Raw genomic sequence first — 23794 nt, forward strand, 5'->3', positions numbered from 1 at the left:
GTGGCACGGCTTCCAACCGCGCACACGACATCGCCGAGGCGGCGCTCACTCACCTAGCACCGAGCGCCCCTCGGCTTTTTCACGTTCCGGTCAGATTTTGGTCAGGTAGCGGAGCGGAACCTCGATGGTGACCTCGGTTCCCTGACCCATCAGGGTGTGCCAGTCGATCGCGCCCCCGAGTTCGCCCTGGATGAGCGTACGCACGATCTGAGTGCCGAGGCCCGAGCCGACCTTGCCTTCGGGAAGGCCCGAGCCGTTGTCGACGACCTTCACGGTGAGCGACTCCTCCGAGCGCTTGGCGATGATCTCCACCTGACCCTCACGGCCGGCCAGGCCGTGCTCCACCGCGTTGGTGACCAGCTCCGTGAGAGCCAGCGCGAGAGGCGTGGCGAACTCGGACGGCAGGGAGCCGAATCTGCCGGACTTCTTCGGGTGGACGGTGGTCGTGTGGCTCGCCGCCACCTCTGCGACGAGGAGGAGGACACGATCGAACACGTCGTCGAAGTCGACGATCTGCGCGAGCCCGGTCGACAGGGTGTCGTGAACGACGGCGATAGCGGCGACGCGGCGCATCGCCTGGCTGAGCGCCTCGCGCGCCTCTTCGGAGTGGGTCCGGCGGGCCTGGATGCGGAGCAGCGATGCGACCGTCTGGAGGTTGTTCTTCACCCGGTGGTGGATCTCGCGGATCGTCGCATCCTTGGTGATGAGCTCGCGCTCCTGGTGGCGCTGCTCCGAGACATCGCGGCAGAGGACGATCGCACCGACGCGCTGTCCGCGGTTGCGGATCGGGATCGCGCGCAGCGACACCGTGACGCCGCGCGCTTCGATGTCGGTGCGCCACGGCGCACGGCCGGTGACCACGAGCGGAAGCGACTCGTCGACGGTGATGGTGCCGGCGAGCAAACCGGTCGTCACGGTGGCCAGCGACTCGCCCTCGAGCTCACCGGTGAAGCCCATGCGGTTGAACGCGCTGAGCGCGTTCGGGCTGGCGAAGGTCGTCGTGCCGTCGACATCCAGCCGGATCAGGCCGTCAGCCGCTCGCGGAGCACCGCGTCGCGGGGCGGCGGGCGCGCCGAGATCCGGGAAGTCCCCGGTCGCGATCATGTTGAACAGGTCGTTCGCGCACTCGTTGAAGGTGAGCTCCTGGCGGCTCGGAGTTCGCGCCTCGCTCAGATTCGTGTGGCGGGTGATGACCGCCACCGGTTCGTCGGCGGTGTCGGGCGAGTGGACGGACAGCCGCCTGATCACCGGGACGGCGCGGACGCGCGTCGGCGTCTCCTCGTACCAGTCCGGGGCCGACGTGTCGATGATCTGCTTGGACCGGTACGCGTCGGTCACCTGCTGCCGCCACTCGGGCTTGATCCGCTGACCGACGAAGTCGCGATAGAACAGCGTGGCCGCCGACGAGGGACGCGCGTGCGCAACCGCGACGAAGTCGTCATCGGCGGTCGGAACCCAGAGCACGATGTCTGCGAACGCGAGATCGGCGATCAGTTGCCAGTCCCCCACCAACCCGTGCAGCCACTCGACGTCCTCCTCGGAGGAGCGGCCGTGGGCGTGAACGAGATCGCTGAGGGTGGACACCACCCCATCCTAAACGGCCCATCCTCATCGATGACGGGAGTTATCCACAAGGCGTATATGCCCTGGACCGAGCGATGCGTCCCTGCTTGAGTGAGGAATCGCGCATATCACAGGTCTATTTCAACACGGACCACCGACACACCTCATCAGGGAGATCCATGCACCACTCCGCCCTCGCCCCGACGATGCCGACCGCGAGCCGATCGGTTGTGCTCCGGCGACCCAGGCCGTGGCCCACCGACGTGACGGTCGACCCTGCTCCGACCGACCGCGATGCCGACGACGTAGCGCCCATCGCCGAGTCGGGGAACCCGGACCCGGCGACCCTCTGCTCGAATCTGGCTCGCTGCGTCATCGAGATCCTGGCGGGCGCCCGTCCGCTCGACCAGATCGGCCGCTGGGTGAGCGACTCCGTGTACGTGCACCTTCTCCGGCGCACCATGCTGGCGGTCCGCACGCGCGCCGTCTCGACGGAGGACCCGCTTCGGCCGCGCATGACCATCGGCGACCCGCGGCTCGCGTTCCCGTCCGAAGGCGTCGTGGAGGCGGTCGTCCTGGTGCATCAGCCGGCCCGCTCCCGGGCGGTGGCGATCCGGTTGGAGCGTCACCGGGCGCGCTGGCGCGCGACCGCGATCAATGTGCTCTGAATCGCGGTCCGCGAACGGACGAACGGCGGCCCCTGAAGGGACCGCCGTTCGTTCGTCGTTCAGTGCTTCAGCGGGTCAAGCCGTCAGCGCTTCTTGGCCTGTGCCCGGCGCTCGGCGCGGTTCACGGGGGCCTCCTCCGAGGCGTCCACGCGCTGGCCGAAGGCTCCGCGCTGGGCGGCGCCCTGCGCCGGCGCGGCGGCCGCCGGAGCGGCCTGCTGCTGGGCGCGCTGCGCCCGCGCGGTCGCCGCCTGCTCGATCTGCCCGCGCTGGTCGCGGACCTCCACACCACCCTGCTCGGCGGGTGCGGAGTAGCTGAGCCGTCCGTCGCTCTCGCCGCGGGCGAGGCCCTTGGCTGCGACGGCGGGCGCTTCCACCTCGCCGGCGGCCTGGTTGACCTCGACCTCCAGGTTGAACAGGAAGCCGATGGTCTCCTCGCGGATGGCGCCCATCATCTGCTGGAACATGGCGAAGCCCTCGCGCTGGTACTCGACCAGTGGGTCGCGCTGCGCCATGGCGCGCAGGCCGATGCCGTCCTTCAGGTAGTCCATCTCGTAGAGGTGGTCTCGCCAGCGGCGGTCGATCACGGAGAGCACGACACGACGCTCGAGTTCACGCATGGCGGGTGCGCCGAGCGACTCCTCGCGCCGCTGATACGCGATGCGGGCATCGGACAGGATCTCCCGGCGCATGAAGTCGCGGTTGATCTTGCCCTTGTTGCCCGCCTCGGCGATGACCTCGTCGATGCTCACGCCCACCGGGTACAGCGTCTTGAGTTCGGCCCAGAGCGCATCGAAGTCCCAGTCGTCGCCGCTGCCTTCGCCGGTGTGCTGGTCGAGGATGTCGTCGAGCACGTCGGTCAGGAACTGCTGCACCCGCTCGTGGAGGTCGTCGCCCTCGAGGATGTGCCGGCGGTCGCTGTAGATCGCCTCGCGCTGGCGATTGAGGACGTCGTCGTACTTGAGGACGTTCTTACGGATCTCGGCGTTGCGCGCCTCGACCTGCGACTGGGCACTGCGGATGGCGCGACTGACGACCTTCGACTCGATCGCCATGTCGTCCGGGACGCTGGCGCGGCCCATCAGGCTCTCGGCCGCTCCGGCGTTGAACAGCCGCATCAGGTCGTCGGTCAGCGACAGGTAGAAGCGGCTCTCGCCCGGGTCACCCTGACGACCGGAGCGACCACGGAGCTGGTTGTCGATGCGTCGGGACTCGTGGCGCTCGGTGCCGAGCACGTAGAGGCCGCCGGCCGCCACGACCTTCTCAGCCTCTTCCGCGACCTGCGCCTTCACGCTGTCGAAGACCTCTTCCCAGGCGGCCTCGTACTCGTCCGGCGTCTCCACCGGCGACAGACCGCGTGCGTTCATCTCGGCGACCGCGATGAATTCCGAGTTGCCGCCGAGCATGATGTCGGTACCACGACCGGCCATGTTGGTGGCCACGGTCACCGCGCCGAGCCGGCCCGCCTGTGCGACGATCGCCGCCTCTCTGGCGTGGTTCTTGGCGTTCAGCACCTCGTGTCGGACACCCTTCTTGGCGAGCAGCCGCGAGAGGTACTCGCTCTTCTCGACGGAGGTCGTTCCGACCAGCACCGGCTGGCCCTTCTCGTGGCGCTTGACGATGTCTTCGACGACCTGGTCGAACTTCGACTTCTCGTTCTTGTAGACGAGGTCGGACTGGTCGAGGCGCTGCATCGGCTTGTTCGTCGGGATCGGGACGACACCGAGCTTGTAGGTGCTCATGAACTCGGCCGCCTCGGTCTCGGCGGTACCGGTCATTCCGGAGAGCTTCTTGTAGAGGCGGAAGTAATTCTGAAGGGTGACGGTGGCGAGGGTCTGGTTCTCGGCCTTGACCTCGACGCCCTCCTTGGCCTCGATCGCCTGGTGGATGCCCTCGTTGTAGCGTCGTCCGACCAGGATGCGGCCGGTGTGCTCGTCGACGATCAGGACCTCTCCGTTCATCACGACGTAGTCCTTGTCGCGCTTGAACAGGGCGTTCGCCTTGATCGCGTTGTTGAGGAAGGAGATCAGCGGGGTGTTCGCCGACTCGTACAGGTTGTCGATGCCGAGGTAGTCTTCGACCTTCTCGATTCCGGGCTCCAGCACGCCGACGGTGCGCTTCTTCTCGTCCACCTCGTAGTCGAGCTCGGGCGTGAGGCGCTTGGCGAGACTGGCGAATTCGTTGAACCAGCGGTTCGCCTCGCCGGATGACGGACCCGAGATGATCAGCGGGGTGCGCGCCTCGTCGATGAGGATCGAGTCGACCTCGTCGACGATGGCGAAGAAGTGGCCGCGCTGCACCATGTCGCTCGCCTGCCACGCCATGTTGTCGCGCAGGTAGTCGAAGCCGAACTCGTTGTTGGTGCCGTAGGTGATGTCGGCGGCGTACTGCTCGCGCCGTTCCTCCGGCGTCTGGCCGCTGAGGATCACGCCAGTGGACATGCCGAGAGCGCGGAAGACACGGCCCATCAGCTCCGACTGGTAACTCGCCAGGTAGTCGTTGACCGTGATGACGTGGACGCCGCGACTGGCGATCGCGTTGAGGTATGCTGCCGTGGTCGCGACCAGGGTCTTGCCCTCACCGGTCTTCATCTCGGCGATGTTGCCCAGGTGTAGGGCGGCACCGCCCATGATCTGCACATCGAAGTGCCGCATGCCCAGCGTGCGCTTGGCCGCCTCGCGGACGGCGGCGAACGCCTCGGGCAGGAGGTCGTCGAGCGACTCGCCGTTGCCGTAGCGCTCGCGCAACTCGACGGTCTCGTGCGCGAGTTCCTCGTCGGTGAGTTCGCTGAAGTCGTCTTCGAGGGCGTTGACGGCTTTCGCGTACGCCTCCAGTCGACGGAGGGTCCGGCCCTCGCCGACACGGAGGACCTTTTCAAGAACTGAGGCCACTGATGCACTCCACTTTTTGCTCGGTCGGACCGACGGCCCGGCGCCCCGACGGACGCGCGCCGGACGGCAGACTCCGCCGACGCTAGGGACATGCTACTTGTTCAGCCCGCACGTTCGGGCTGTGCTGTCTGTGAGGGGCCTGGAGAACAGCCGATGGCGACCGCCGCCCGGGCGGCCGCCATCGGTGCTCTCACGAGTGCGGCAGCGGGTCAGCCGAGCTTGCGCGCCGCCGTGGCGACCTCCTGCAACTCGTCTGCTTCGTCATCGAGGGAGATCACGCCGTAGTCCCACCCTTTGCGGCGGTAGACGACGCTGGGACGTTGGGTCTCCTGGTCGACGAACAGGTAGAAGTCGTGGCCGACGAGCTCCATGTAGTAGAGCGCGTCGTCGACGGTCATCGGAACGGAGGCGAAGACTTTCGTGCGGATCACGACCGGGCAGTATTCCTCCTCGGCTTCGGGAGTCGCCTCCGTCTCATCGGACACAACCGGCGTGGAGCCCGTGCGGACCTGGTCGAGCACGGCGACCGGCGCCGCCGCGAGTCCGACCGCACTGAAGCCGTCGGTGCTCGCCTCGCGCAACGAGGTCGGCCTGTGCTGCCCGCGATGGACCTTGCGGCGGTCCTTCGCGCGACGCACGCGCTCCAACAGCTTTCCGAGTGCGATATCGAAGGCAGCGTATTTGTCCTGCCCCGTCGCCTCGGATCTCACCACCGCCCTGGGCCCCACGAGAGTGAGCTCGACACGATCGTCACCGTTCTGACTACCGAGCTTCTCGTTGTGGCGGCTGACCTTGATCTCGAACGAGATGGCTCGTTCGGCCAGGTGTGCGACCTTGTCCGATTTCTCGGTGGCGTACTCCCGGAACCGATCAGTGATGCCCAGGTTGCGTCCGATGATGTTGATGTCCATGGAGACCTCCCTGATCCGGCGCGATGTCCGCTCGATTCAGGAAGGGCGGATCGCTCGCGCCTTTTCGACTACCGTAGTGCCCGTTCACTCGTTCCGGAACCGGAAAACAGGTGGCATTCCCGGTGCGTGTGCTGGATGGTCGCTGGGTATTCGGGCCGGACCGGAGCGGCGTACGCGCAATCGACGCAGCACCGGCCACGAAGCCCCCGGCCGACCGGATCGCGCGCGCGGCCTCGACGACGGTCGCCCCGGACGTGACGATGTCATCGACGATCAGGCAGTCTCGGCCCGCAAGTCGCTTCGACGCGACGAAGCTCCCCTCGCGGTTTCCGGACCGCTCGGTCGCCGTCAGCCCCGCCTGGTCGGCTGTCTGACGCGACAGCCGCAGCGCCCGCCACAGCGGCGGCACGAGGATGTGGGCACGAGCGAGCACCGATCGGGTGGGGTGGTAACCCCGCCGGCGCCATGCGGCCCGCGTGGATGGGATGAGCACCGGCAGCACCGCCGCAGCCGCGCGCTCCCCCGTCCGATCCTGCTCGTGGAGCGCTTCTCCGATGGCGGACCGCAAGGCGCCGGCGAGGGCGCGTGCGACATCGACCCGGCCGCCGTCTTTGTAGGCGAGCAGGACGCGACGTGCGACATCTTCGTAGCGGAGCGCTGCCCAGACGGGGATGCCGTCGACCGACTCGACGTGCACTGCGGGCCGCAGCGCGTCGGCGCACCCGGCGCACAGCGCACGATCGGGACGCCCGCACCCCGCGCAGCGCACGGGGAGCACGATCGCGGCGGCGTCGAGCAGTGATTCACGGATCAGGGTGTGTGCTGTCATGGTTCGAGCATCCCGGGCGGCGGCTCGGCGCGGGCAGCAGATGCCGGGATCGGTGCAGAACTCAGGGATGGTCCGGGGTGTGGACGGGGATCAGGGCTGTCCCTGCTGCACCGCGACAGCACCGACCTTGTCGACCTGGGCCTGCCATCCGGTCCCCGTCGGTGCGAGCAGCGTCCCGTCAGCGCTCAGCACGACGTACGGCGCGAGGCCTGCCGCGCCGACGATCGTGCGCCCGCCGGCGGGGCCCGACGTCGCCGTCTGCGTACCGCCGACGGTCTGCTGCGCGATGCTCGTCGCAGCGCCGGTGGTCGTGGCCAGAACGGCGATCGTGAGGTCGCTGGTCCACGCGGCCGAGGTCGCTCCCGACGCCGGGACGGCGAGCTCGATCGGGTCCGTCAGGGCGTTCGGGGCACCGTTCGCGCCGCGGACGATACCTGCGGCCATCAGCGAGTACCCGGTGGTCGTGTGCAGCAGCGCGGCGATCCGGGTTCCATCGCGGGAGACCGAGAGAGACAGAATCCCGGTCGCGTTCGGCCAGTTCGCGGTCACGGCATGGGGGTCCCCGCCGTTCGCGGCCGCCACCTGAACAGCCCCGGGCGACGCACCGGGGACGCTCCAGACCCACCCTTCCGCATCCAGCGACGGGCCGATCAGGCCGTCCCGTCCGTCCACCCGCACGGGGTCTCCGTTCTTCCGGACGGAGTAGACGCCTGCCCCGGAGAGCACCGCGGCCTGGTCGCGGGACGCGCTCAGCGTGATCGCCGTCGGGTGCAGACCGGCGACCTTGTCGCTGAGCCCGCTGAGACCCGTGACCGTGTCGCCGTTCAGCGGCCCGAAGACGTCACTCCGGTAGACGTACGAGTGCGAGTCGACCGCGGGGTTGCGGACGGGTGCGTCCGCGGCGCTCAGCGACGGCACCTGCTGAGCGTTCCCTTCGATCGACAGCTGGACGCTCTGCGCGAGGCTGCCGAGCGACTGTTCGAGCTGGTACTGCATCCGCTGCAGCTGTGTCGGGTCGGCCTGGGATGCCTCCGAGCTCAGGTCGACGTGGGCGACTCCTCCCACCGTCGTCACCGAGGGAACCGCGAGCTGCGTCCCCTTGGGGAAAGCCGTGGTCACGGCACCGTTGAGCCACGGCGCCGGTCCGACGAGCAGCGAGCTGGCGACGCGTGTCGCGGCGGAGGCGACGCGCGCGGGGAACCAGCGCGCGTCCGGCACGAGAGAGGCGAATCCGGGGCTGTAGAAGTAGAGCGTCTGCTGCGTGTAGACCGCACGGAACGTCGGATCGTCGATCACCACGCCGTTCGGCGCGACGGAGATCCGCCACTCCCCGTTCTCGCGCACGAGCTGGTAGTTCAGCCCGACGGGGGCGGTGTTTCCGACCGGGTGGTAGGTCCCGACGGCGTCGACGTTCGCGACCGGGGTCACCTCGACCCGCCACAGCGACCCTTGGTCGTCGTAGGTGCGGTTGCGGCCGTCGTCCACGGTCACGGACTCGTCCGGGTTCCAGTTCGCGGCCATGCTGTGGGTGAGGTACTCCCGGGCCACCTGGAAGTTGTTCTTCGGGCTCGAGGCCGCGTCGATGAAGCCCTGCACGATGCGCTGCTGGCTCGCGCCCTTCTCCGGCGGGGACGGGTTGAAGTCGAGGTCGAGCGGGTCATTCAGCTGCGCGACCGGGCCGCCCTGCCGGACCGGCCCGGAGTCCGGGATGCTCGCGCAGGCGGCGAGCGCAGCCAGCGTGAGCGCGGCCAGCACGGCCACAGCGGCACGGACCACGCCCGCCCGCCTCCGCGCGGTCATGCGCGCGCCTCGCTACCCGTTTCCGCGGTCTCCCCTGGCGTCGTTCCGACACCGTCAGGCGCGGTGGCGCCCGCATCGGCTGGCGGGAGCGGCAGGGGCGAGCCGGTGATCTCGCGGCCGATCGAGCGCGGCAGCGTCAGCCGGAAGCACGACCCTGCGCCCGGTGACGACCACACCTGCAGCCACCCGGAGTGCAGGGTCGCGTCCTCCAGCGAGATGGCGAGGCCGAGTCCCGTGCCGCCCAGGGTGCGCTTGCGCGACGGGTCGGCTCGCCAGAACCGGTCGAAGACGTGGGCCATGTCCTGGGCGCTCATCCCGATCCCGTAGTCGCGCACGGTCAGGGCGACGGCGCTCTCGTTGCTGTCGATGGCCACCACCACCGGACGGCCCTCGCCGTGCTCGATCGCGTTCCCGATCAGGTTGCGGACCACGCGGCGGATGCGCCGCGGGTCCATCGGCACATCGAAGTATCCGCCCGGCGCGTCGAGTACGAGCTCCGACCCGTTCTGCTCGGAGAGGGTGCGCAGCTCGTCGACGCACTCCTCTGCCAGCCGCACCAGATTCGTCGGCTCGGCATCGAGGACGACCGACCCCGCGTCGTAGCGGCTGATCTCCAGCAGGTCGGACAGGAGCCGGTCGAAGCGCTCGATCTGGGTGTGCAGCAGCTCGGCCGTTCGTGCGGTCGCCGGCTGGAATCCCGCGCGCTGGTCGTAGATGACGTCGCCGGCCAGCCGGATCGTGGTGAGCGGCGTGCGCAACTCGTGCGACACGTCCGAGACGAATCGCTGCTGCAGCTGGGAGAGTGTCGCGAGCTGATTGATCTGGCTCTGCATGCTGTCCGCCATCCCGTTGAAGGAGCGCGCCAGCGTCGCGAAGACGTCCTCACCGCGCTCCGGGATGCGCACCGCGAGATCGCCCGCCGCCAGACGCTCACTCGTGCGCGCGGCGACCCGGATGGGCTCGACCACGAAGCGGACGATGACCCAGGTGATGGCGCCGATCAACAGGATCAGCGCCAGCCCGGCGAGCAGCAGCGTGTTCTGCACGAAGATGAGCGTGTTCTCGGAGTCGCGGAGGTTGTAGCCGATGTAGAGCTCGTACTTGCCGTACGACGGCAGGGTCAGTTGCGACCCGACCACGATTCCCGGGTCGGTGTCGCCGCCGACGGAGGGCAGCGAGACCGACTGGTAGTACTGCTTGGTCCCGCCGTTCTGCACCTTCTCCCGCAGCTCGGGCGAGATGACATTGTTCATCGCCGGGCTGCCGCGGTCGGGCGGCGCGAGGACGCCGGTGTCCTGCCCAGGGACGCGGTAGGCGGCGACCAGCCGGCTCGAGGTCGACGCCTGCACGCTCTGCAGCACCGTGTTGAGCAGGTTCTTGCCCGCATCCCCGGAGGAGACGTCCGAGGCGTTGAGGGTGGACTGCGCGGTGGTCGTGGCACGGCTGGAGTCGCGCAGTGCCTGATCGAGGCGCGACTGGTAGAGGTCGTTGCTGATGCTGAGCGCCATGTAGACGCCGGTGACGAGGATGGCCACGCCGGTCAGGAGCAGCGTGATCGCGACGGTGCGGAGCTGCAGCGAACCGCGCCAGAGGCGCGCCAGACGGGACGGCGCCTGCCGCCACCAGTCCCGCGTCGGCCACCAGCGCATCCCGATCTCCGAACGCTAGCCTGCAGCGCCGGCGCGGTAACCGACTCCGCGCACGGTCATCACGATCTTGGGGTTGTCCGGGTCCTGCTCGACCTTGGCGCGCAGTCGCTGTACGTGGACGTTCACCAGGCGCGTGTCCGCCTTGTAGTGGTAGCCCCAGACCTGCTCCAGCAGCATCTCGCGGGTGAAGACCTGCTGCGGCTTGGAGGCGAGAGCGAGCAGGAGGTCGAACTCGAGCGGTGTCAGGGAGATGCGGGTGTCGCCGCGCCGGACCTCGTGACCGGCGACGTCGACCACGAGGTCGCCGACGGACAGCTCGTCGGCTGGTGGGGAGGCCGGCGCCGGACGGAGCCGCGTGCGGATGCGTGCGACGAGCTCCTTCGGGTTGAACGGCTTGACCATGTAGTCGTCGGCGCCCGACTCCAGGCCTTTGACCACATCGGCGGTGTCGGATTTCGCCGTCAGCATGATGATCGGCGTGCCGGACTCGGCGCGGATGCGGGCGCAGACCTCGATGCCGTCGAGCCCCGGCAGCATCAGATCGAGCAGGACGAGGTCCGGCTTGGCGGACCGGAAGATGTCCACGGCGAGGCTGCCGTCTTCGCAGAAGACCGGGTCGAAGCCCTCCGTGCGCAGCACGATGCCGATCATCTCCGCAAGGGCGGTGTCGTCGTCGACCACCAGGATGCGACTAGTCATGTCTGACGTTCCCCGAACCCCTCCCGCGCGGTGTTTACCGCGAACGACATGACCAGCGTAATGGAGCAGGCTGCTACCGGCTTGAATGAAAGCATCGTGTGCCCTGTGGATGGGACATCGCGGGAGCGGCCGATGTGCCAGCATGGGACCAACGCACGACGCGCGGGGACAGAAGGGCACGGCGTGACCGACGAACAGAACTGGCAGGCTCCCGGCTCGCAGGGGGCGGCGCCCGGGGGCGAGAGCGCGCCGCAGCAGCCGCCGCAGCCGCAGTACGGACAGCAGCCGCCGTACGGGCAGCAGCCGCCGTACGGACAGCAGCAGCCGTACGGGCAGCAGCCGCCGTACGGACAACCCGGCTGGCAGCAGCCGTATGCGCCCGGAGCGGCGCAGCCGGGCTGGGCTCCTCCGCCGAAGCCCGGCCTCATCCCGCTTCGCCCGCTGACCTTGGGTCCGCTCCTGGCCGCGCCGTTCCAGGCGCTTCGCCGCAACCCGCGCATCACCGTGGGCGCCGCTCTGCTGCTGCAGGGCATCCCCTCGATCGTTGCGAGCGCGCTGATCGCCGCGGCGGTCGCCCTCCTGGTCGGCCGGGCTGTCTCCGGCTCGGCGGCCGATCGGCCAACCCTCGAGGCCGGCCTGGTGGGCGGCACCATCGTGCTCGGCGTGCTCTCACTGGTGATCTCGACGGTGTTCAGCGCCCTGCTGCAGGGTGTCATCGTCGGTGAGGTGGCGCGCGAGACGCTCGGAGAAAAGCTGACCTTCCGCGCTCTGTGGCGGCTGGTCCGCGGCCGGATCGGAGCGCTCATCGGCTGGACGATGCTGTTCGCTCTGGCCTGGATCGTCGCCCTCGCGCTGGTCGCGGCAGTCATCGTCGCCCTGGCGATGCTGGGCGGCCAGGCGGGAACCATCGGCGCGGTGCTGGTGGGGGTCGTCGGGGGGATCGGCCTCATCCCGCTCGCCATCTGGATCAACACCAAGCTGGCGATGGTCCCCAGCGCGATCGTGCTGGAGAGGTTGTCGCTCACTGCAGCCGTCGCACGATCGTGGCGGTTGACCACCGGATACTTCTGGCGGACGTTCGGCATCATCGCGCTGGTCGGGGTCATCGTGTACGCGATCACCCAGACGATCAGCATCCCGTTCGGGATCGTCGGCGGCCTGCTCGGAGGGGTGTTCGCGCCGACCTCCGCCAGCTCCCCCGACGCGGCGGACTCGATGTCCCAGCTCCTGGTGACGCAGCTCGGCGTCAACGGCCTGGCCAGCATCGTCACGGCGATCGTCGGTGCGATCGGGAGCGTCATCCAGACCGCAGCGGTGTCGCTGCTCTACATCGATCTCCGGATGCGCAAGGAGGGACTGGACCTCCAGCTCGTCCGCTTCGTGGAGGGCCGGCAGACGGGTCAAGACCTTCCCGACCCCTACTTGCCTCCCGTGGAGCAGCAGCAGCCCCCGTACCAGCCGCCCGCCGGGGCCGGGTGGCCCGCGGGCTGACCGTGATCCACGCCGACATCCCGGTGGACCCGAGCTCACCGGAGGCGCAGCAGTGGCTGCGCGACGAGCTCGCGCGTCCCGAGTACCAGTCCGCCAAGCCGACCTGGTTCGACGTCGCGTCCAAAGCGGTGCAGGACTGGCTGGCGTCATTGTTCCAAGGCCCGGGCGGCAACGCCGGGCCGGTGCTGCTGCTGGTCGTCGTCGTGATCATCGCCGGCCTCATCGTGGCCGCATTCTTCGTCTTCGGGCGTCCTCGTCTCAACCGCCGTTCGACGCTCGAACAGCGGTCGCTCTTCGGTGCGGAGGACGTCCGGACTGCCGCCGAGCTGCGCGCGTCCGCCCAACGGGCCGCAACCAGCGGCGACTGGGTGCTCGCCGTCGAGGAGCAGTTCCGCGCCATCGCCGTCGCACTCGACGAGCGCACGCTCGTTCGGGTGACGCCCGGAACCACGGCGACCGACTTCGCGCACCGCGCGGCCCTGGTCGCCTCGGACGAACGCGAAGCGCTTCGTCAGGCGGCCCGATCCTTCGACGAGGTGCGGTACCTCGACCGGCCGGGGACCGAGGCCGCGTTCCAGCAGCTCGTCGCGCTCGACCAACGTCTTCAGCGGGTCCGGGTCGCGACCCCGGCGGTGACCTCGTGACCGCGCCTGCACCCGTCCGGGAGCGGCCGAAGGCGCCCGACGCGAGAGCGGACGCAGCGGTCGCCGTCTCCCCCACCGTGCGCCAGACCGCCCGCCGAGCCGCCCCCTGGATCGTGCTGGCGGTGATCGCCGTCCTCATCGGGCTGTTCGCCATCCTGGTGACCGGCGGTCGGACAGGCCCCGGAACGCCGCTCGATCCTGCCAACCCGGCGCCGGCCGGAACCAAGGCCGTCGTGCAGGTGTTGCGCGGCCAGGGTGTGGACGTCCGCCCGGTCACGACCCTGGAAGCAGCCCGGTCCGCGGCGGCCGATGACGCGACCGTGCTCGTCTACGACCCCGAAGGCAACCTCTCCGCAGGCGGCTACCGCGGTCTGGCGGGCGACGGCCGCACCCTCGTCGTCGTCGCGCCGGGCTTCACCGCCCTGAAGACGATCGCGCCGGATGTCAGCGCCGCAGGCGAGCCGGGCGGCCCGGTACGCGCGGGATGCGGCGTCCCTGCCGCCCAGCGGGCCGGACGCATCGACCCGCGCAGCACGCCGAACACCGAGGACGCCGTCGTGCCCGGCACGTTCCGGGTCACCGGCGATGGCGTGGCCTGCTTCACCGACGGCACCGGACGGGCGTCCCTCGTCCGCACGACCTACGACGACTCGACGCTCTACCTCCTCGGGTCGGCGGACATCCTCACCAACGAGGGAGTCGACCGCCTGGGCAACGCGGCGCTCGCCCTCAACCTGCTCGGCAAACACCGCACGCTGGTCTGGTACCTGCCGTCGATCGGCGACCGGCCGGTGACCGGACCGCCGGATATCGCGGCGCTGACGCCGGGATGGGTCACCCCGGTCATGCTCCTACTGGTGGCCGTCTTCGTGGCCGCCGCCATCTGGCGCGGCCGGCGCTTCGGCCCACTGGTGGTGGAGAACCTGCCGGTGGTGGTGCGGGCGGGCGAGACCCGCGAGGGTCGCGCGCGCCTCTACCAGCGCTCGTCGGCCAGGCTGCGCGCCGCCGACGCGCTCCGTGTCGGCACCATCGGCCGGTTGGCGACGATCGCCGGGCTGCCGTCGACCGCGAACGTGCAGGAGGTCGCCGATGCGATCGCGGCGCTGCTCCGGGCGGACCGCGGCTGGGTGCGCGATGTGCTGCTCGACCGCATCCCGACCACCGACCGCGACCTGCTCGCGCTCTCCGACGATCTGGCGGAGCTCGAACGCGCCGCCACCGCCGCCGCAACGCCCTCCGCCGCACCGCCCGCTTCGGGCCCGAACGGAAGAATGGATGTATGACCGACGCCACGACGGGAACGACGTTCCCCGCCTCCTCCCCCGACGCCGCCGCCGAAGCCCGCCGGCTGCGGGCCGCCCTGACCGCGGTGCGCGCCGAGGTGGGCAAGGCGGTGGTCGGCCAGGACGGCGCGGTCACCGGACTCATCATCGCGCTGCTCGCCCGCGGTCACGTCCTGTTGGAGGGCGTCCCCGGCGTTGCGAAGACGCTTCTGGTCCGCGCGCTCAGCCAGGCGCTCAGCCTCGACACGAAGCGCGTGCAGTTCACGCCGGACCTGATGCCCGGCGACGTGACCGGATCGTTGGTGTACGACGCGCAGACCGGCGGCTTCGTCTTCCGCGAGGGGCCGGTGTTCACCAACATCCTGCTGGCGGACGAGATCAACCGGACACCCCCGAAGACGCAGGCGGCCCTCCTGGAGGGGATGGAGGAGCGCCAGGTGAGCGTCGACGGCGTGAGCCGGCCGCTGCCCGACCCGTTCATCGTCGCCGCAACGCAGAATCCGATCGAGTACGAGGGCACGTACGCCCTGCCGGAGGCGCAACTGGACCGCTTCCTGCTGAAGCTGACGCTGGACGTCCCGGAGCGCGACACCGAGGTCGAGGTCCTGCGCCGCCACGCGGCCGGCTTCAACCCGCGTGACCTGGCGGCGGCCGGCGTGATGCCGGTGCTCGGGGCCGCCGAGCTGGCGGCCGCACGGGCTTCGGCCGCCGCCGTTGGCGCGAACCCGGACGTCCTGGCCTACATCGTCGATCTGGCGCGGGCGACCCGGCGAAGCCCCTCGGTCAAGCTCGGCGTCAGCCCGCGCGGCACGACGGCGCTGCTGGCCGCCGCCAAGGCCTGGGCCTGGCTGTCGGGGTACGACTCGATCACACCCGACCACGTGCAGGCGATGCTCGTGCCGGTGTGGCGCCACCGCATCCAGCTCCGTCCGGAGGCGGAACTGGAAGGCGTGGGAGCGGACGCGATCCTGCAGTCGATCGTGCAGCAGGTCCAGGTTCCGATCTAGGCCGCGGACGTGACTGTATCCGGACGTTTCGTCGCCCTGCTGGCGCTCGGCGTCCTCCCTGTCGTCGTGCTCGGCGGACGCGAGAGCCTCGCCTACGCCGCGTTGGGCGGCTGGCTCCTGCTCTGCGTCGTGGTCGGCTCGGTCGACCTCATCCTGGCCGCTTCACCGCGCTCGGTGGTGCTCGAGCGAAGTGTGCCGGCGCGGGTGCGGCTCGGCGCGGAGGCGGTCTCCGAGCTGTACGTGACCAACACCGGACGTCGGACGCTCCGCGGCACCGTGCGCGACGCCTGGGAGCCGTCGGCCGGGGCCCAGCCGACGCGCACCGGGGTGGCCATCCCGGCGGGTGAACGTCGGCGGCTGGTCGCTTCGCTGCGTCCCTGGCGCCGCGGCGAGCGCCGCGTCCACAACGTCACCGTGCGTTCCTGGGGGCCGCTACGACTGTTGGCACGCCAGGCGACCCTGGAGGCTCCCGGCCGCGTCCGCGTGCTGCCGCCCTTCAACGCGCGCAAACACCTGCCGTCGCGGCTGGCGCGGCTCCGTGAGCTGGAGGGCAGCACCACCGTCCTGCAGCGCGGCCAGGGGACGGAGTTCGACTCGCTGCGCGAGTACGTGCGCGGCGACGACGTTCGGTCCATCGACTGGCGTGCGACGGCCCGTCGCCACGATCCTACGGGAGGGCGCGGAGCCCGGGTCATGGTCCGGACCTGGCGCCCGGAGCGCGACCGGCGCGTGGTGATCGTCATCGACACCGCGCGGACCTCCGCGGCCCGCGTAGCGGACGAGCCCCGCATCGACACGGCCTTCGAGTCGGCGCTGCTGCTCGCGGCCCTCGCCACGCGCGCCGGCGACCGCGTCGACCTGGTCGCCTTCGACCGTGTCGTCCGCGGCCGGGTGCAGGGGGCGAGCGGTCCGGAACTGCTCTCCCGGATGGTGGACGCGATGGCGGGCATCGAGCCGTCGCTGATCGAACTGGACTGGTCGGCCGTCCCGGCGCAGGTTGCCTCCGTCACGTCGCAGCGGTCGCTCGTGGTGCTGCTCACGTCGATCGAGTCGCCCGGGGGCTCCCGCGGGTTGCTGTCGGTGCTCCCGCAGCTGACGGCGAAGCACCTGGTGGTCGTCGCGAGCGTGACCGATCCGGACACCCTCGAGGCGACCCGGCAGCGGCAGAACCGGGATGCGGTGTACCGCGCCGCCGCCGCGGAACGGTCGCTGCTGGACGTCAGCCGCGTCGCGGCGGCCGTGCGGCGGCTCGGGGGTGACGTGGTGACCGGCTCGCCGGCAGACCTGCCGCCCGCGCTCGCTGACCGCTATCTGGCCCTGAAGGCTGCCGGCCGGCTCTGATTTGCACTGCTCCGGCCCGAGCGGCGCCGCGAGAGCGTTTCAGGCCGCGACGATGCGGCGCGTCCCGGCTTCGTACTCGGTCAGATCGCCGGTCTCCCCGGCACGGACGGCGCGACGACCCAGCACGAGCATGTAGGTCAGGAAAGCGGCCAGTGCGAGCGCCCCGATGGAGATCTTGGCCCAGACCGGGAGGCCGGACGGTGTGACGAAGCCCTCGATGAGACCCGAGACGAAAAGGGAGATCGCGCATCCCACGGCCACGGTGAACAGGGCGCGACCATCTTCGGCGAGCGCCTGGCCGCGGGTGCGGGCGCCCGGCGCGATCCACGCCCAGAAGATCCGCAGGCCCGCTGCCGCAGCGACGAACACGCTGGTCAGCTCGAGGAGGCCGTGCGGCACGATGTACGAGAACAGCACGTCACCGCGTCCGTACGCGAACATCACACCGGCGGCCGTCCCCACGCCGACGGCATTCTGGATGAGGACGTACGGCACGAAGATGCCGGAGATCCCGAACGCGATGCACTGGGCCGCGATCCAGGCGTTGTTCGTCCACACCTGGCCCGCGAACGACGACGCCGGATTGCTGGAGTAGTAGTCGATGAAGTCGTGCTCCACGTAGTGGCGGAGGTTCGCGTCGTCACCCAGGTTGCGGAGCACGTCCGGGTTGCCGGTGATCCACAGGGCGTAGAGGGTCGCGATGACGAAGGTGGCGATGGCGACCCCGAGCACGATCCAGCGCAACCGGTACAGCGCCGCCGGAAGCTGCAGGACGAAGAAGCGGGGCAGCTGCGAGAACAGGTTCGCCCCGGCGCCGGTGAAGCGCAGACGGGCGGAGGACAGAGCGAGGGACAACCGGTCGCCCGCCGCCGTCGAACCCGCGCTGGTCTGGATGGCGGAGAGATCGGCGGCTCCGGACTGGTACAGGTCGACCAACCGGTCGGCTTCCGCCCCGTCGAGGCGTCGTTTCGCGGCCAACCGGGAGAGCTCCTCCCAGTCGGCGCTGCGTGCTGCGGTGTAGGCGTCGAGGTCCATCTGCTTAGATGCTATCTATGATGCAGGCGGGGGCGGGTAGTGCGTCGCAGGCCGACCGCGAGGTGGTCATCGGCGAGGCCGTGACCCTGGACGTGAAGCCGGCCAGCTACATCCTGCGCGCCGCCGGAACCATCATCGACTGGCTCCTCTACATGCTCGTCATGCTGGGCTGCATCCTGCTGCTCGCCGCCACCGGTGGCGGCCTGGATGAGGCGCTCGCCCGGGCGCTCATCGTGCTCATCCTGGTGTTCGGGATGGTCGTCCTCCCGACGACCGTCGAGCTGGTGTCGCGCGGCCGCTCCCTCGGCAAGCTGGCCGTCGGCGCGCGGATCGTCCGCGACGACGGCGGCGCGATCGGCTTCCGCCACTCCTTCATCCGCGCGCTGGTGGGCGTGCTCGAGATCTTCATGACCGTGGGCGCGGTCGCTGCGCTCACCGGCCTCCTGAACTCACGGTCGAAGCGCCTCGGCGACCTGCTGGCGGGTACTTACAGCCAGCTGGTCCGCGTCCCGCGGCCGAAGCCCCTCCCGCTGTACCTGGCGCCGCACCTGGTCGGCTGGGCGTCGATGGCGGACGTCGCCCGACTGCCGGATCGGTTATCGCGGCGGATCGCCCAGTTCGTCCGCCAGGCGCCGGAGTTGACGCCGGCCGCCCGCCTGGGTCTCAGCACCGAACTCGCTCGTGAGGCCGCGCCGTACGTCTCCCCGCTCCCGCCCGTCGACGCGGAGACCTTCCTCGTCGCCGTCGCCGTACTGCGCCGGCAGCGCGATGCCCGCGGGCTCGCGCTCGAACAGCAGCGGCTGCAGCGCCTCGACACCGTGCTCGGCGCGCAGCCGCACGCCTTCCCCGACCGCTGACCGGCCCGACCGCTGACACGACCCGACCGCTGACACGGCCCGACCGCTGACACGACCCGACCGCTGACCGGAGGACCCCCTGTGACCCGTCGCCGCATCGTCGACCTCAGCCACCCCATCCGGGCTGGACTCATCACGTACCCGGGTCTTCCCGCTCCGACGATCACGCCGCACCTGACCCGGGAGGCGTCGCGGAACGTCTACGCGCCCGGCACCGAGTTCGCGATGGACGTCATCACCATGATCGGCAACACCGGCACCTACCTCGACAGCCCGTACCACCGCTATGCGGACGGTCCCGATCTCGCTGGGCTCGACCTGTCGACACTGGTGGGCCTGCCGGCCGAGGTGCTGCACGTCGCCGCAGGCGAGCGCGGCATCCCGGCCTCCGCCCTGAACGGCTTCGGTTCGCCGGGCGCTGCGGTCCTCCTCCACACCGGATGGGATGCGCACTTCGGAACGCCCGCCTACGCCACGGGCGCGCCGTTCCTCACCGAGGAGGGGGCGCGGTTCCTCGCAGACAGCGGAGTCGCGCTAGTGGGCATCGACTCGCTCAACATCGACGACACCGAATCGGGCGGTACCCGACCGGCGCACAGCATCCTGCTCGCGGCCGGCGTCCACGTGGTCGAGCACCTGACCTGCCTCGGCGAGCTTCCGGAGCGCGGCGCATTCTTCACCGCTGCTCCGCCGGCGATCAAGGGCTTCGGCACGTTCCCAGTGCGGGCCTTCGCGGAGCTGCCCGCAGACTCCTGAGCCTGGCTCCGGGGTCCCGGTGGGTGGCTCAGTCGTGCAGGATGCGCTGGAACAGCACGTGGTCCTGCCAGCGCCCGGCGATCTGCAGGTAGTTCGGGGCGACGCCGATCCGCTCGAACCCGACGCGCGTGAGCACCGACTGGGAGGCGTGGTTCGCGAGCAGGGTGGCGGCCTGGAGGCGGTGCAGACCGTAGTTGTCGCGGGCCGCCTCGACGACCGCCGTGAGCGCCTCGGAGGCGAGTCCCCGGCCGGTGTGGTCCCGATCGAGCCAGTAGCCGACGGTCGCCGACTGGAAGGCGCCTCGCACGATGCCGCTCAGCGTCATCCCGCCGGCGATCTCCTGGCCGTCGGCGAGCACGAGCGGGAGGGTCGCATCCATGTCCCGCAGGGCCAGCAGCTCACGGGTCTGCGAGAGCTGGCCCTCTTCGGTGAAGAAGTCTTCGGTGCGGGTGGGGTCCCACGGGGCGAGGTGGCCGCGGTTGCGCTGGTAGGCAGCCGCGAGCGGCGCGGAGTCCTGCTCGGTCCGCACCCGGAGGATCAGGCCGCCGGGCAGCTCCCGGTCGGCGAATTCGAGAGTCATCAGTAGCGGTAGTGGTCGACCTTGTAGGGGCCGTCGACCGGCACGCCGATATAGGCCGCCTGCTCATCCGTCAGGGTGGTCAACTCCACACCGAGAGCGTCGAGGTGCAGCCGGGCGACCTTCTCGTCGAGGTGCTTGGGCAACACGTACACGCCGACCGGGTACTTCTCTGGCGACACGTAGAGCTCCAGCTGCGCGAGCACCTGGTTGGTGAACGAGTTGCTCATGACGAAGCTGGGGTGGCCGGTGGCGTTGCCCAGGTTCATCAGGCGGCCCTCGGACAGCACCAGGATGCTGCGGCCGGTGGGCAGCCGCCACTCGTGCACCTGCGGCTTGATCTCCACCTTCTCTGCGCCCGGGAGCGCCTCCAGCGACGCCATGTCGATCTCGTTGTCGAAGTGGCCGACGTTCGCGACGATCGCGAGGTGTTTGAGGGCGAGCAGGTGGTCGAGCGTGACAACGTTGAGGTTGCCGGTGCCGGTGACCAGGATGTCGACCTGGTCGATCACCGACTCCAGCCGCGCGACCTGGTAGCCGTCCATCGCGGCCTGCAGCGCGTTGATCGGGTCGACCTCGCTGACGATGACGCGAGCGCCCTGCCCGCGCAGCGCCTCCGCGGCGCCCTTGCCCACATCGCCGTACCCGGCGACGAAGGCGACCTTGCCGCCCATGAGCACGTCGGTCGCACGGTTCAGGCCGTCCGGGAGCGAGTGGCGGATGCCGTACTTGTTGTCGAACTTGCTCTTGGTGACCGAGTCGTTGACGTTGATCGCGGGGAACAGCAGCTCCCCGGCTTTCGCCAGCTCGTACAGGCGGTGGACGCCCGTGGTGGTCTCTTCGGTGACGCCGAGGATGTCGGCGGCGATCCGGGTCCAGCGGTCCGTCGAAGCCGCGAGGGACGCGCGGAGCGCGGAGAGGATCACGCGGTACTCGTGGCTGTCGCCCTCCGCGTCGTCCGGCACCGAGCCCGCCTCCTCGAACTCGCGGCCCTTGTGCACCAGCAGGGTGGCGTCACCGCCGTCGTCGAGGATGAGGTTCGGGCCCAGATAGTCGGCGCCGTCGGCCGCCGCCTCGGCGGACCAGTCGAAGATCTGCTGGGTGCACCACCAGTACTCCTCCAGCGTTTCGCCCTTCCAGGCGAAGACCGGCTCACCGGCGGGCGCCTCCGGCGTACCCGTCGGGCCGACCGCGATCGCCGCAGCCGCCTCGTCCTGCGTGGAGAAGATGTTGCAGCTCGCCCAGCGCACGCGGGCGCCCAGGGCCACCAACGTCTCGATGAGGACGGCCGTCTGCACCGTCATGTGCAGCGAGCCCACGATGCGTGCCCCGGCGAGCGGCTTGCTCTCGCCGAACTCGGCGCGCAGGGCCATGAGCCCCGGCATCTCGTTCTCCGCGAGGCGGATCTGGTGACGTCCCGCTTCGGCGAGGGAGAGGTCGGCGACCTTGAAGGGCAGGGCGGTCGAGGTGGGAGCTGGCATGCTCCCTATTCTCGCATGGGCGGTGGAGCTCACGAGGGCCGCGGCCTCTGCCCCGGTCGCCCACGGAAGTGATTTGCCCTAAATGTGCGGATAGCGCGACTCATAACCGCGATTTGGGGCAAATGTCGGGACGGACGGACGGGAGAGGAGGGCGGGAGTCAGGCGCGGATGAGGGAGAGCACCTCGTCGCGGATGCGCGCCATCGTGGCCTGGTCGGCGGCCTCCACGTTCAGGCGCAGCAGGGGCTCTGTGTTGGAGGGACGGACCGAGAACCACCAGAAGGGGTCGTCCTGGCCGACGCGTCCCGTGACGGTGAGTCCGTCGAGCTCGTCGAAGTCGGCGCGGCCGGCGAAGGCCTCGACCACGCGGGTGAACGCGGTGGGGACGTCGTCCACTGTCGAATTGATCTCCCCCGACATCGCGTACGGAGAGTACTGGGCCGCGAACTCCGACAGCGGGCGCTCCTGCGCGCCGAACTCGGCGAGCAGGTGCATCGCGGCGAGCATCCCGTTGTCGGCGCTCCAGAAGTCGCGGAAGTAGTAGTGGGCCGAGTGCTCGCCGCCGAACACGGCGCCCGAGCTCCTCATGGCGTCCTTGATCAGCGTGTGCCCGACGCGCGTGCGCAGCGCCACCGCTCCGGCCGCCTCGATCGTCTCCGGGACGATGTTGGAGGTGATCAGGTTGTGGATGACGGTGATCTCCGCATCCGGATCCTCGGCACGAGCGCGGGCGATCTCGCGCACGGCGACGATCGCCGCGACCGCCGACGGGGTGACCGCCGAACCGCGCTCGTCGACGACGAAGCAGCGGTCGGCGTCGCCGTCGAACGCGAGGCCAAGGTCCGCGCCGTGCTCGACGACGGCGTGCTGCAGATCGACGAGGTTCTTCGGCTCCAGCGGGTTGGCCTCGTGGTTCGGGAACGTCCCGTCCAGTTCGAAGTAGAGGGGGATGATCGTGATCGGCAGCGCCGGGAGGCCCGCGGCCTCCTCCAGCACGGCCGGAACGGTGAGCCCGCCCATCCCGTTTCCGGCGTCCACCACGATGGTGATCGCGCGAATCGTGCTCAGGTCGACGAGCGACCGCAGGTAGGCCGCATAGCGTTCCAGGACGTCCTCCTCGCGGAAGGACCCTGGCCGCTCGAGCGCCGGGATGCCGTCCCGCAGGTACGCGTCGGCGCGGTCGCGGACGGCTCCGAGACCGGTGTCCATGCTCAGACCCTGAGCGCCCGCCCGGGACAGCTTGATCCCGTTGTAGGTGGGCGGGTTGTGGCTCGCGGTGAACATCGCCGCCGGCGCCTGCAGCGATCCGGAGGCGAAGTAGGACTCGTCGGTCGAGCACAGGCCGATCGACACCACGTCCGCGCCGCGGGCCTGGGCGCCGCGGGCGAAGGCCGACGCGAACGACGGCGACGAGTCGCGCATGTCGTGACCGACGATCACATCGCCGCCCGCGGCATCCACCTCGTCGACGAAGGCGGCACCGATCGCTTCGACCACGTCGTCGGTGAGGTCCTTCCCCACCAGCCCCCGGACGTCGTAGGTCTTGACGACGGCCTGCAGTCGGGGGTCCCTGGCGGTGCTCATTGCCCTAACCTATCGCGACGCCCCAGCGGGCCGGTCGTCACTCGGCGATGCCGACGTGCCGGACGATCTGCCAGCCCTGCGGCGCGGAGAGCCGCTCGGCGTGGATCGCGCACAGGTCGTACGAGTGCGGTTCGTGAGAGAGGCTGAGCGGGCCGATGACCGCCATCGAGTCCGCGTAGACGTACGTCAGCGTCTGGATGGCGTCGCGGGGACACGCGACACGGGAACAAGGGCGGCTCAACATCGGGCTCAGAATAGCGGAGCGGAGCGGACGTAGGATGGCGACATGCCCCGCAACCGCCGCACCAGCAGCCAGCCCCCGGCAACCAGCCGCTGGCGCAGCCGCCACGGCCGCGGGGCGCGGGGACCCGTGACGGGACCCCACCTGCCCATGCTGCAGAACCGGATCGACTTCTTCGACATGACGGTCGCCTCCACCGCCGACTACCTGAAGGGCGTCTGGCCCGAGGAGCTCGCGAGCGTCCACTTCGAGGTCGCCGCGACACCGATCGGCAACTCCGGGGGCGACGGCGTCGACCGCTGGCGGGTGGACCCGGTCCGTCAGCGCATCGTGCTGTACCGGGTGCCCATCCAGCGCCTCACCAAGCTGCACCGCGACGACGAGCTGCACCGGCGCATGTACATCGAGGGATGCGTCTTCCGCGCCGTCGCCGAGCTGCTCGGCAAAGACCCGTGGGACCTCGCACCGGACCGCTACCGGCACTTCTGACG

General features: G+C 70.0%; 21 protein-coding genes. 9 read left to right on the forward strand and 12 right to left on the reverse strand.

The window, feature by feature from the left end:
- Positions 1–90 precede the first annotated feature (90 nt).
- Positions 91–1584: a sensor histidine kinase gene (locus AB4079_RS15735; RefSeq protein WP_441788254.1), complete on the reverse strand. Its 1494-nt coding sequence runs from the start codon at positions 1582–1584 to the stop codon at positions 91–93.
- 158 nt (positions 1585–1742) lie between these two features.
- Here AB4079_RS15735 and AB4079_RS15740 point away from each other — a divergent pair, with 158 nt between their 5' ends.
- Positions 1743–2231 (forward strand): Rv3235 family protein, encoded by a 489-nt coding sequence (locus AB4079_RS15740; protein ID WP_441788255.1) that lies wholly within the window; start codon positions 1743–1745, stop codon positions 2229–2231.
- Between the two features lie 83 nt (positions 2232–2314).
- On the opposite strand, the gene secA is transcribed toward AB4079_RS15740, so the two are convergent.
- The 6 genes from secA to mtrA all read right to left on the reverse strand — a co-directional run bounded on the left by secA (position 2315) and on the right by mtrA (position 11007).
- Positions 2315–5119, reverse strand: coding sequence for a preprotein translocase subunit SecA (secA, locus tag AB4079_RS15745; RefSeq protein WP_441788256.1), 2805 nt, complete (start codon positions 5117–5119; stop codon positions 2315–2317).
- Between the two features lie 209 nt (positions 5120–5328).
- A complete protein-coding gene (hpf, locus tag AB4079_RS15750) occupies positions 5329–6030 on the reverse strand; it encodes a ribosome hibernation-promoting factor, HPF/YfiA family (protein WP_441788257.1) in 702 nt (233 codons plus the stop codon).
- Entirely contained in the window at positions 5990–6859 is an 870-nt protein-coding gene (locus tag AB4079_RS15755) for a ComF family protein (RefSeq protein ID WP_441788258.1), read from the reverse strand. The genes hpf and AB4079_RS15755 overlap by 41 nt, the downstream gene beginning before the upstream one ends.
- A gap of 90 nt (positions 6860–6949) precedes the next feature.
- Positions 6950–8659 carry an LpqB family beta-propeller domain-containing protein gene (locus AB4079_RS15760; protein WP_441788259.1) on the reverse strand — a complete coding sequence of 570 codons (1710 nt, stop codon included), beginning with the start codon at positions 8657–8659 and terminating at the stop codon, positions 6950–6952.
- The gene (gene mtrB, locus AB4079_RS15765) at positions 8656–10308 is read right to left on the reverse strand and encodes an MtrAB system histidine kinase MtrB (protein WP_441788260.1); all 1653 of its coding nucleotides are present in this window, start codon (positions 10306–10308) and stop codon (positions 8656–8658) included. The genes AB4079_RS15760 and mtrB overlap by 4 nt, the downstream gene beginning before the upstream one ends.
- A 15-nt stretch (positions 10309–10323) precedes the next feature.
- Positions 10324–11007, reverse strand: coding sequence for an MtrAB system response regulator MtrA (gene mtrA / locus AB4079_RS15770; protein ID WP_441788261.1), 684 nt, complete (start codon positions 11005–11007; stop codon positions 10324–10326).
- A gap of 183 nt (positions 11008–11190) precedes the next feature.
- Here mtrA and AB4079_RS15775 point away from each other — a divergent pair, with 183 nt between their 5' ends.
- Genes AB4079_RS15775 through AB4079_RS15795 form a run of 5 tightly spaced genes read left to right on the forward strand, consistent with a single transcriptional unit; the run spans position 11191 to position 16773 of the window.
- On the forward strand, positions 11191–12498 hold the full coding sequence (locus AB4079_RS15775) for a hypothetical protein (protein WP_441788262.1): 1308 nt from the start codon (positions 11191–11193) through the stop codon (positions 12496–12498).
- Complete coding sequence (locus AB4079_RS15780) at positions 12483–13142, forward strand: DUF4129 domain-containing protein (protein WP_441788263.1); 660 nt, start codon at positions 12483–12485, stop codon at positions 13140–13142. Before AB4079_RS15775 ends, AB4079_RS15780 begins: the two co-directional genes overlap by 16 nt.
- Entirely contained in the window at positions 13139–14425 is a 1287-nt protein-coding gene (locus AB4079_RS15785) for a DUF4350 domain-containing protein (RefSeq protein ID WP_441788264.1), read from the forward strand. Before AB4079_RS15780 ends, AB4079_RS15785 begins: the two co-directional genes overlap by 4 nt.
- The gene (locus tag AB4079_RS15790; RefSeq protein WP_441788265.1) at positions 14422–15432 is read left to right on the forward strand and encodes an AAA family ATPase; all 1011 of its coding nucleotides are present in this window, start codon (positions 14422–14424) and stop codon (positions 15430–15432) included. The genes AB4079_RS15785 and AB4079_RS15790 overlap by 4 nt, the downstream gene beginning before the upstream one ends.
- A 9-nt stretch (positions 15433–15441) precedes the next feature.
- On the forward strand, positions 15442–16773 hold the full coding sequence (locus tag AB4079_RS15795) for a DUF58 domain-containing protein (protein WP_441788266.1): 1332 nt from the start codon (positions 15442–15444) through the stop codon (positions 16771–16773).
- 39 nt (positions 16774–16812) lie between these two features.
- Here the strand turns inward: AB4079_RS15795 and AB4079_RS15800 are convergent, their stop codons facing one another.
- Positions 16813–17808 (reverse strand): stage II sporulation protein M, encoded by a 996-nt coding sequence (locus AB4079_RS15800; RefSeq protein WP_441788267.1) that lies wholly within the window; start codon positions 17806–17808, stop codon positions 16813–16815.
- A gap of 17 nt (positions 17809–17825) precedes the next feature.
- Here AB4079_RS15800 and AB4079_RS15805 point away from each other — a divergent pair, with 17 nt between their 5' ends.
- Both AB4079_RS15805 and AB4079_RS15810 read left to right on the forward strand, forming a co-directional pair.
- Positions 17826–18665, forward strand: coding sequence for an RDD family protein (locus tag AB4079_RS15805; protein ID WP_441788268.1), 840 nt, complete (start codon positions 17826–17828; stop codon positions 18663–18665).
- A gap of 81 nt (positions 18666–18746) precedes the next feature.
- Positions 18747–19421 (forward strand): cyclase family protein, encoded by a 675-nt coding sequence (locus AB4079_RS15810; protein ID WP_441788269.1) that lies wholly within the window; start codon positions 18747–18749, stop codon positions 19419–19421.
- A 28-nt stretch (positions 19422–19449) separates the two neighbouring features.
- On the opposite strand, the gene AB4079_RS15815 is transcribed toward AB4079_RS15810, so the two are convergent.
- From AB4079_RS15815 to AB4079_RS15830, 4 genes are all read right to left on the reverse strand, one after another.
- Positions 19450–20001 (reverse strand): GNAT family N-acetyltransferase, encoded by a 552-nt coding sequence (locus AB4079_RS15815; RefSeq protein ID WP_441788270.1) that lies wholly within the window; start codon positions 19999–20001, stop codon positions 19450–19452.
- Positions 20001–21479, reverse strand: a complete 1479-nt coding sequence (ahcY, locus tag AB4079_RS15820; protein ID WP_441788271.1) for an adenosylhomocysteinase — start codon at positions 21477–21479, stop codon at positions 20001–20003. Before ahcY ends, AB4079_RS15815 begins: the two co-directional genes overlap by 1 nt.
- A gap of 158 nt (positions 21480–21637) precedes the next feature.
- Complete coding sequence (locus AB4079_RS15825; RefSeq protein ID WP_441788272.1) at positions 21638–23062, reverse strand: phosphomannomutase/phosphoglucomutase; 1425 nt, start codon at positions 23060–23062, stop codon at positions 21638–21640.
- Positions 23063–23099: 37 nt separating this feature from the next.
- A complete protein-coding gene (locus AB4079_RS15830) occupies positions 23100–23306 on the reverse strand; it encodes a DUF3499 family protein (RefSeq protein WP_441788273.1) in 207 nt (68 codons plus the stop codon).
- A gap of 42 nt (positions 23307–23348) precedes the next feature.
- Here AB4079_RS15830 and AB4079_RS15835 point away from each other — a divergent pair, with 42 nt between their 5' ends.
- Entirely contained in the window at positions 23349–23792 is a 444-nt protein-coding gene (locus AB4079_RS15835; protein WP_441788274.1) for a metallopeptidase family protein, read from the forward strand.
- Positions 23793–23794 lie beyond the last annotated feature (2 nt).

Origin of the sequence: Leifsonia sp. 2MCAF36 (assembly GCF_052115525.1) — a bacterium.
Classification (GTDB): domain Bacteria; phylum Actinomycetota; class Actinomycetes; order Actinomycetales; family Microbacteriaceae; genus Leifsonia.

Excerpts from the sequence above, each read along its gene's own strand:
- AB4079_RS15740 (WP_441788255.1), top strand. The coding sequence starts at position 1,743 with ATGCACCACTCCGCCCTCGCCCCGACGATGCCGACCGCGAGCCGATCG.
- hpf (WP_441788257.1), bottom strand. The coding sequence starts at position 6,030 with ATGGACATCAACATCATCGGACGCAACCTGGGCATCACTGATCGGTTC.
- AB4079_RS15755 (WP_441788258.1), bottom strand. The coding sequence starts at position 6,859 with ATGACAGCACACACCCTGATCCGTGAATCACTGCTCGACGCCGCCGCG.
- AB4079_RS15760 (WP_441788259.1), bottom strand. The coding sequence starts at position 8,659 with ATGACCGCGCGGAGGCGGGCGGGCGTGGTCCGTGCCGCTGTGGCCGTG.
- mtrB (WP_441788260.1), bottom strand. The coding sequence starts at position 10,308 with ATGCGCTGGTGGCCGACGCGGGACTGGTGGCGGCAGGCGCCGTCCCGT.
- mtrA (WP_441788261.1), bottom strand. The coding sequence starts at position 11,007 with ATGACTAGTCGCATCCTGGTGGTCGACGACGACACCGCCCTTGCGGAG.
- AB4079_RS15790 (WP_441788265.1), top strand. The coding sequence starts at position 14,422 with ATGACCGACGCCACGACGGGAACGACGTTCCCCGCCTCCTCCCCCGAC.
- AB4079_RS15800 (WP_441788267.1), bottom strand. The coding sequence starts at position 17,808 with ATGGACCTCGACGCCTACACCGCAGCACGCAGCGCCGACTGGGAGGAG.
- AB4079_RS15805 (WP_441788268.1), top strand. The coding sequence starts at position 17,826 with ATGATGCAGGCGGGGGCGGGTAGTGCGTCGCAGGCCGACCGCGAGGTG.
- AB4079_RS15815 (WP_441788270.1), bottom strand. The coding sequence starts at position 20,001 with ATGACTCTCGAATTCGCCGACCGGGAGCTGCCCGGCGGCCTGATCCTC.
- ahcY (WP_441788271.1), bottom strand. The coding sequence starts at position 21,479 with ATGCCAGCTCCCACCTCGACCGCCCTGCCCTTCAAGGTCGCCGACCTC.
- AB4079_RS15825 (WP_441788272.1), bottom strand. The coding sequence starts at position 23,062 with ATGAGCACCGCCAGGGACCCCCGACTGCAGGCCGTCGTCAAGACCTAC.
- AB4079_RS15830 (WP_441788273.1), bottom strand. The coding sequence starts at position 23,306 with ATGTTGAGCCGCCCTTGTTCCCGTGTCGCGTGTCCCCGCGACGCCATC.
- AB4079_RS15835 (WP_441788274.1), top strand. The coding sequence starts at position 23,349 with ATGCCCCGCAACCGCCGCACCAGCAGCCAGCCCCCGGCAACCAGCCGC.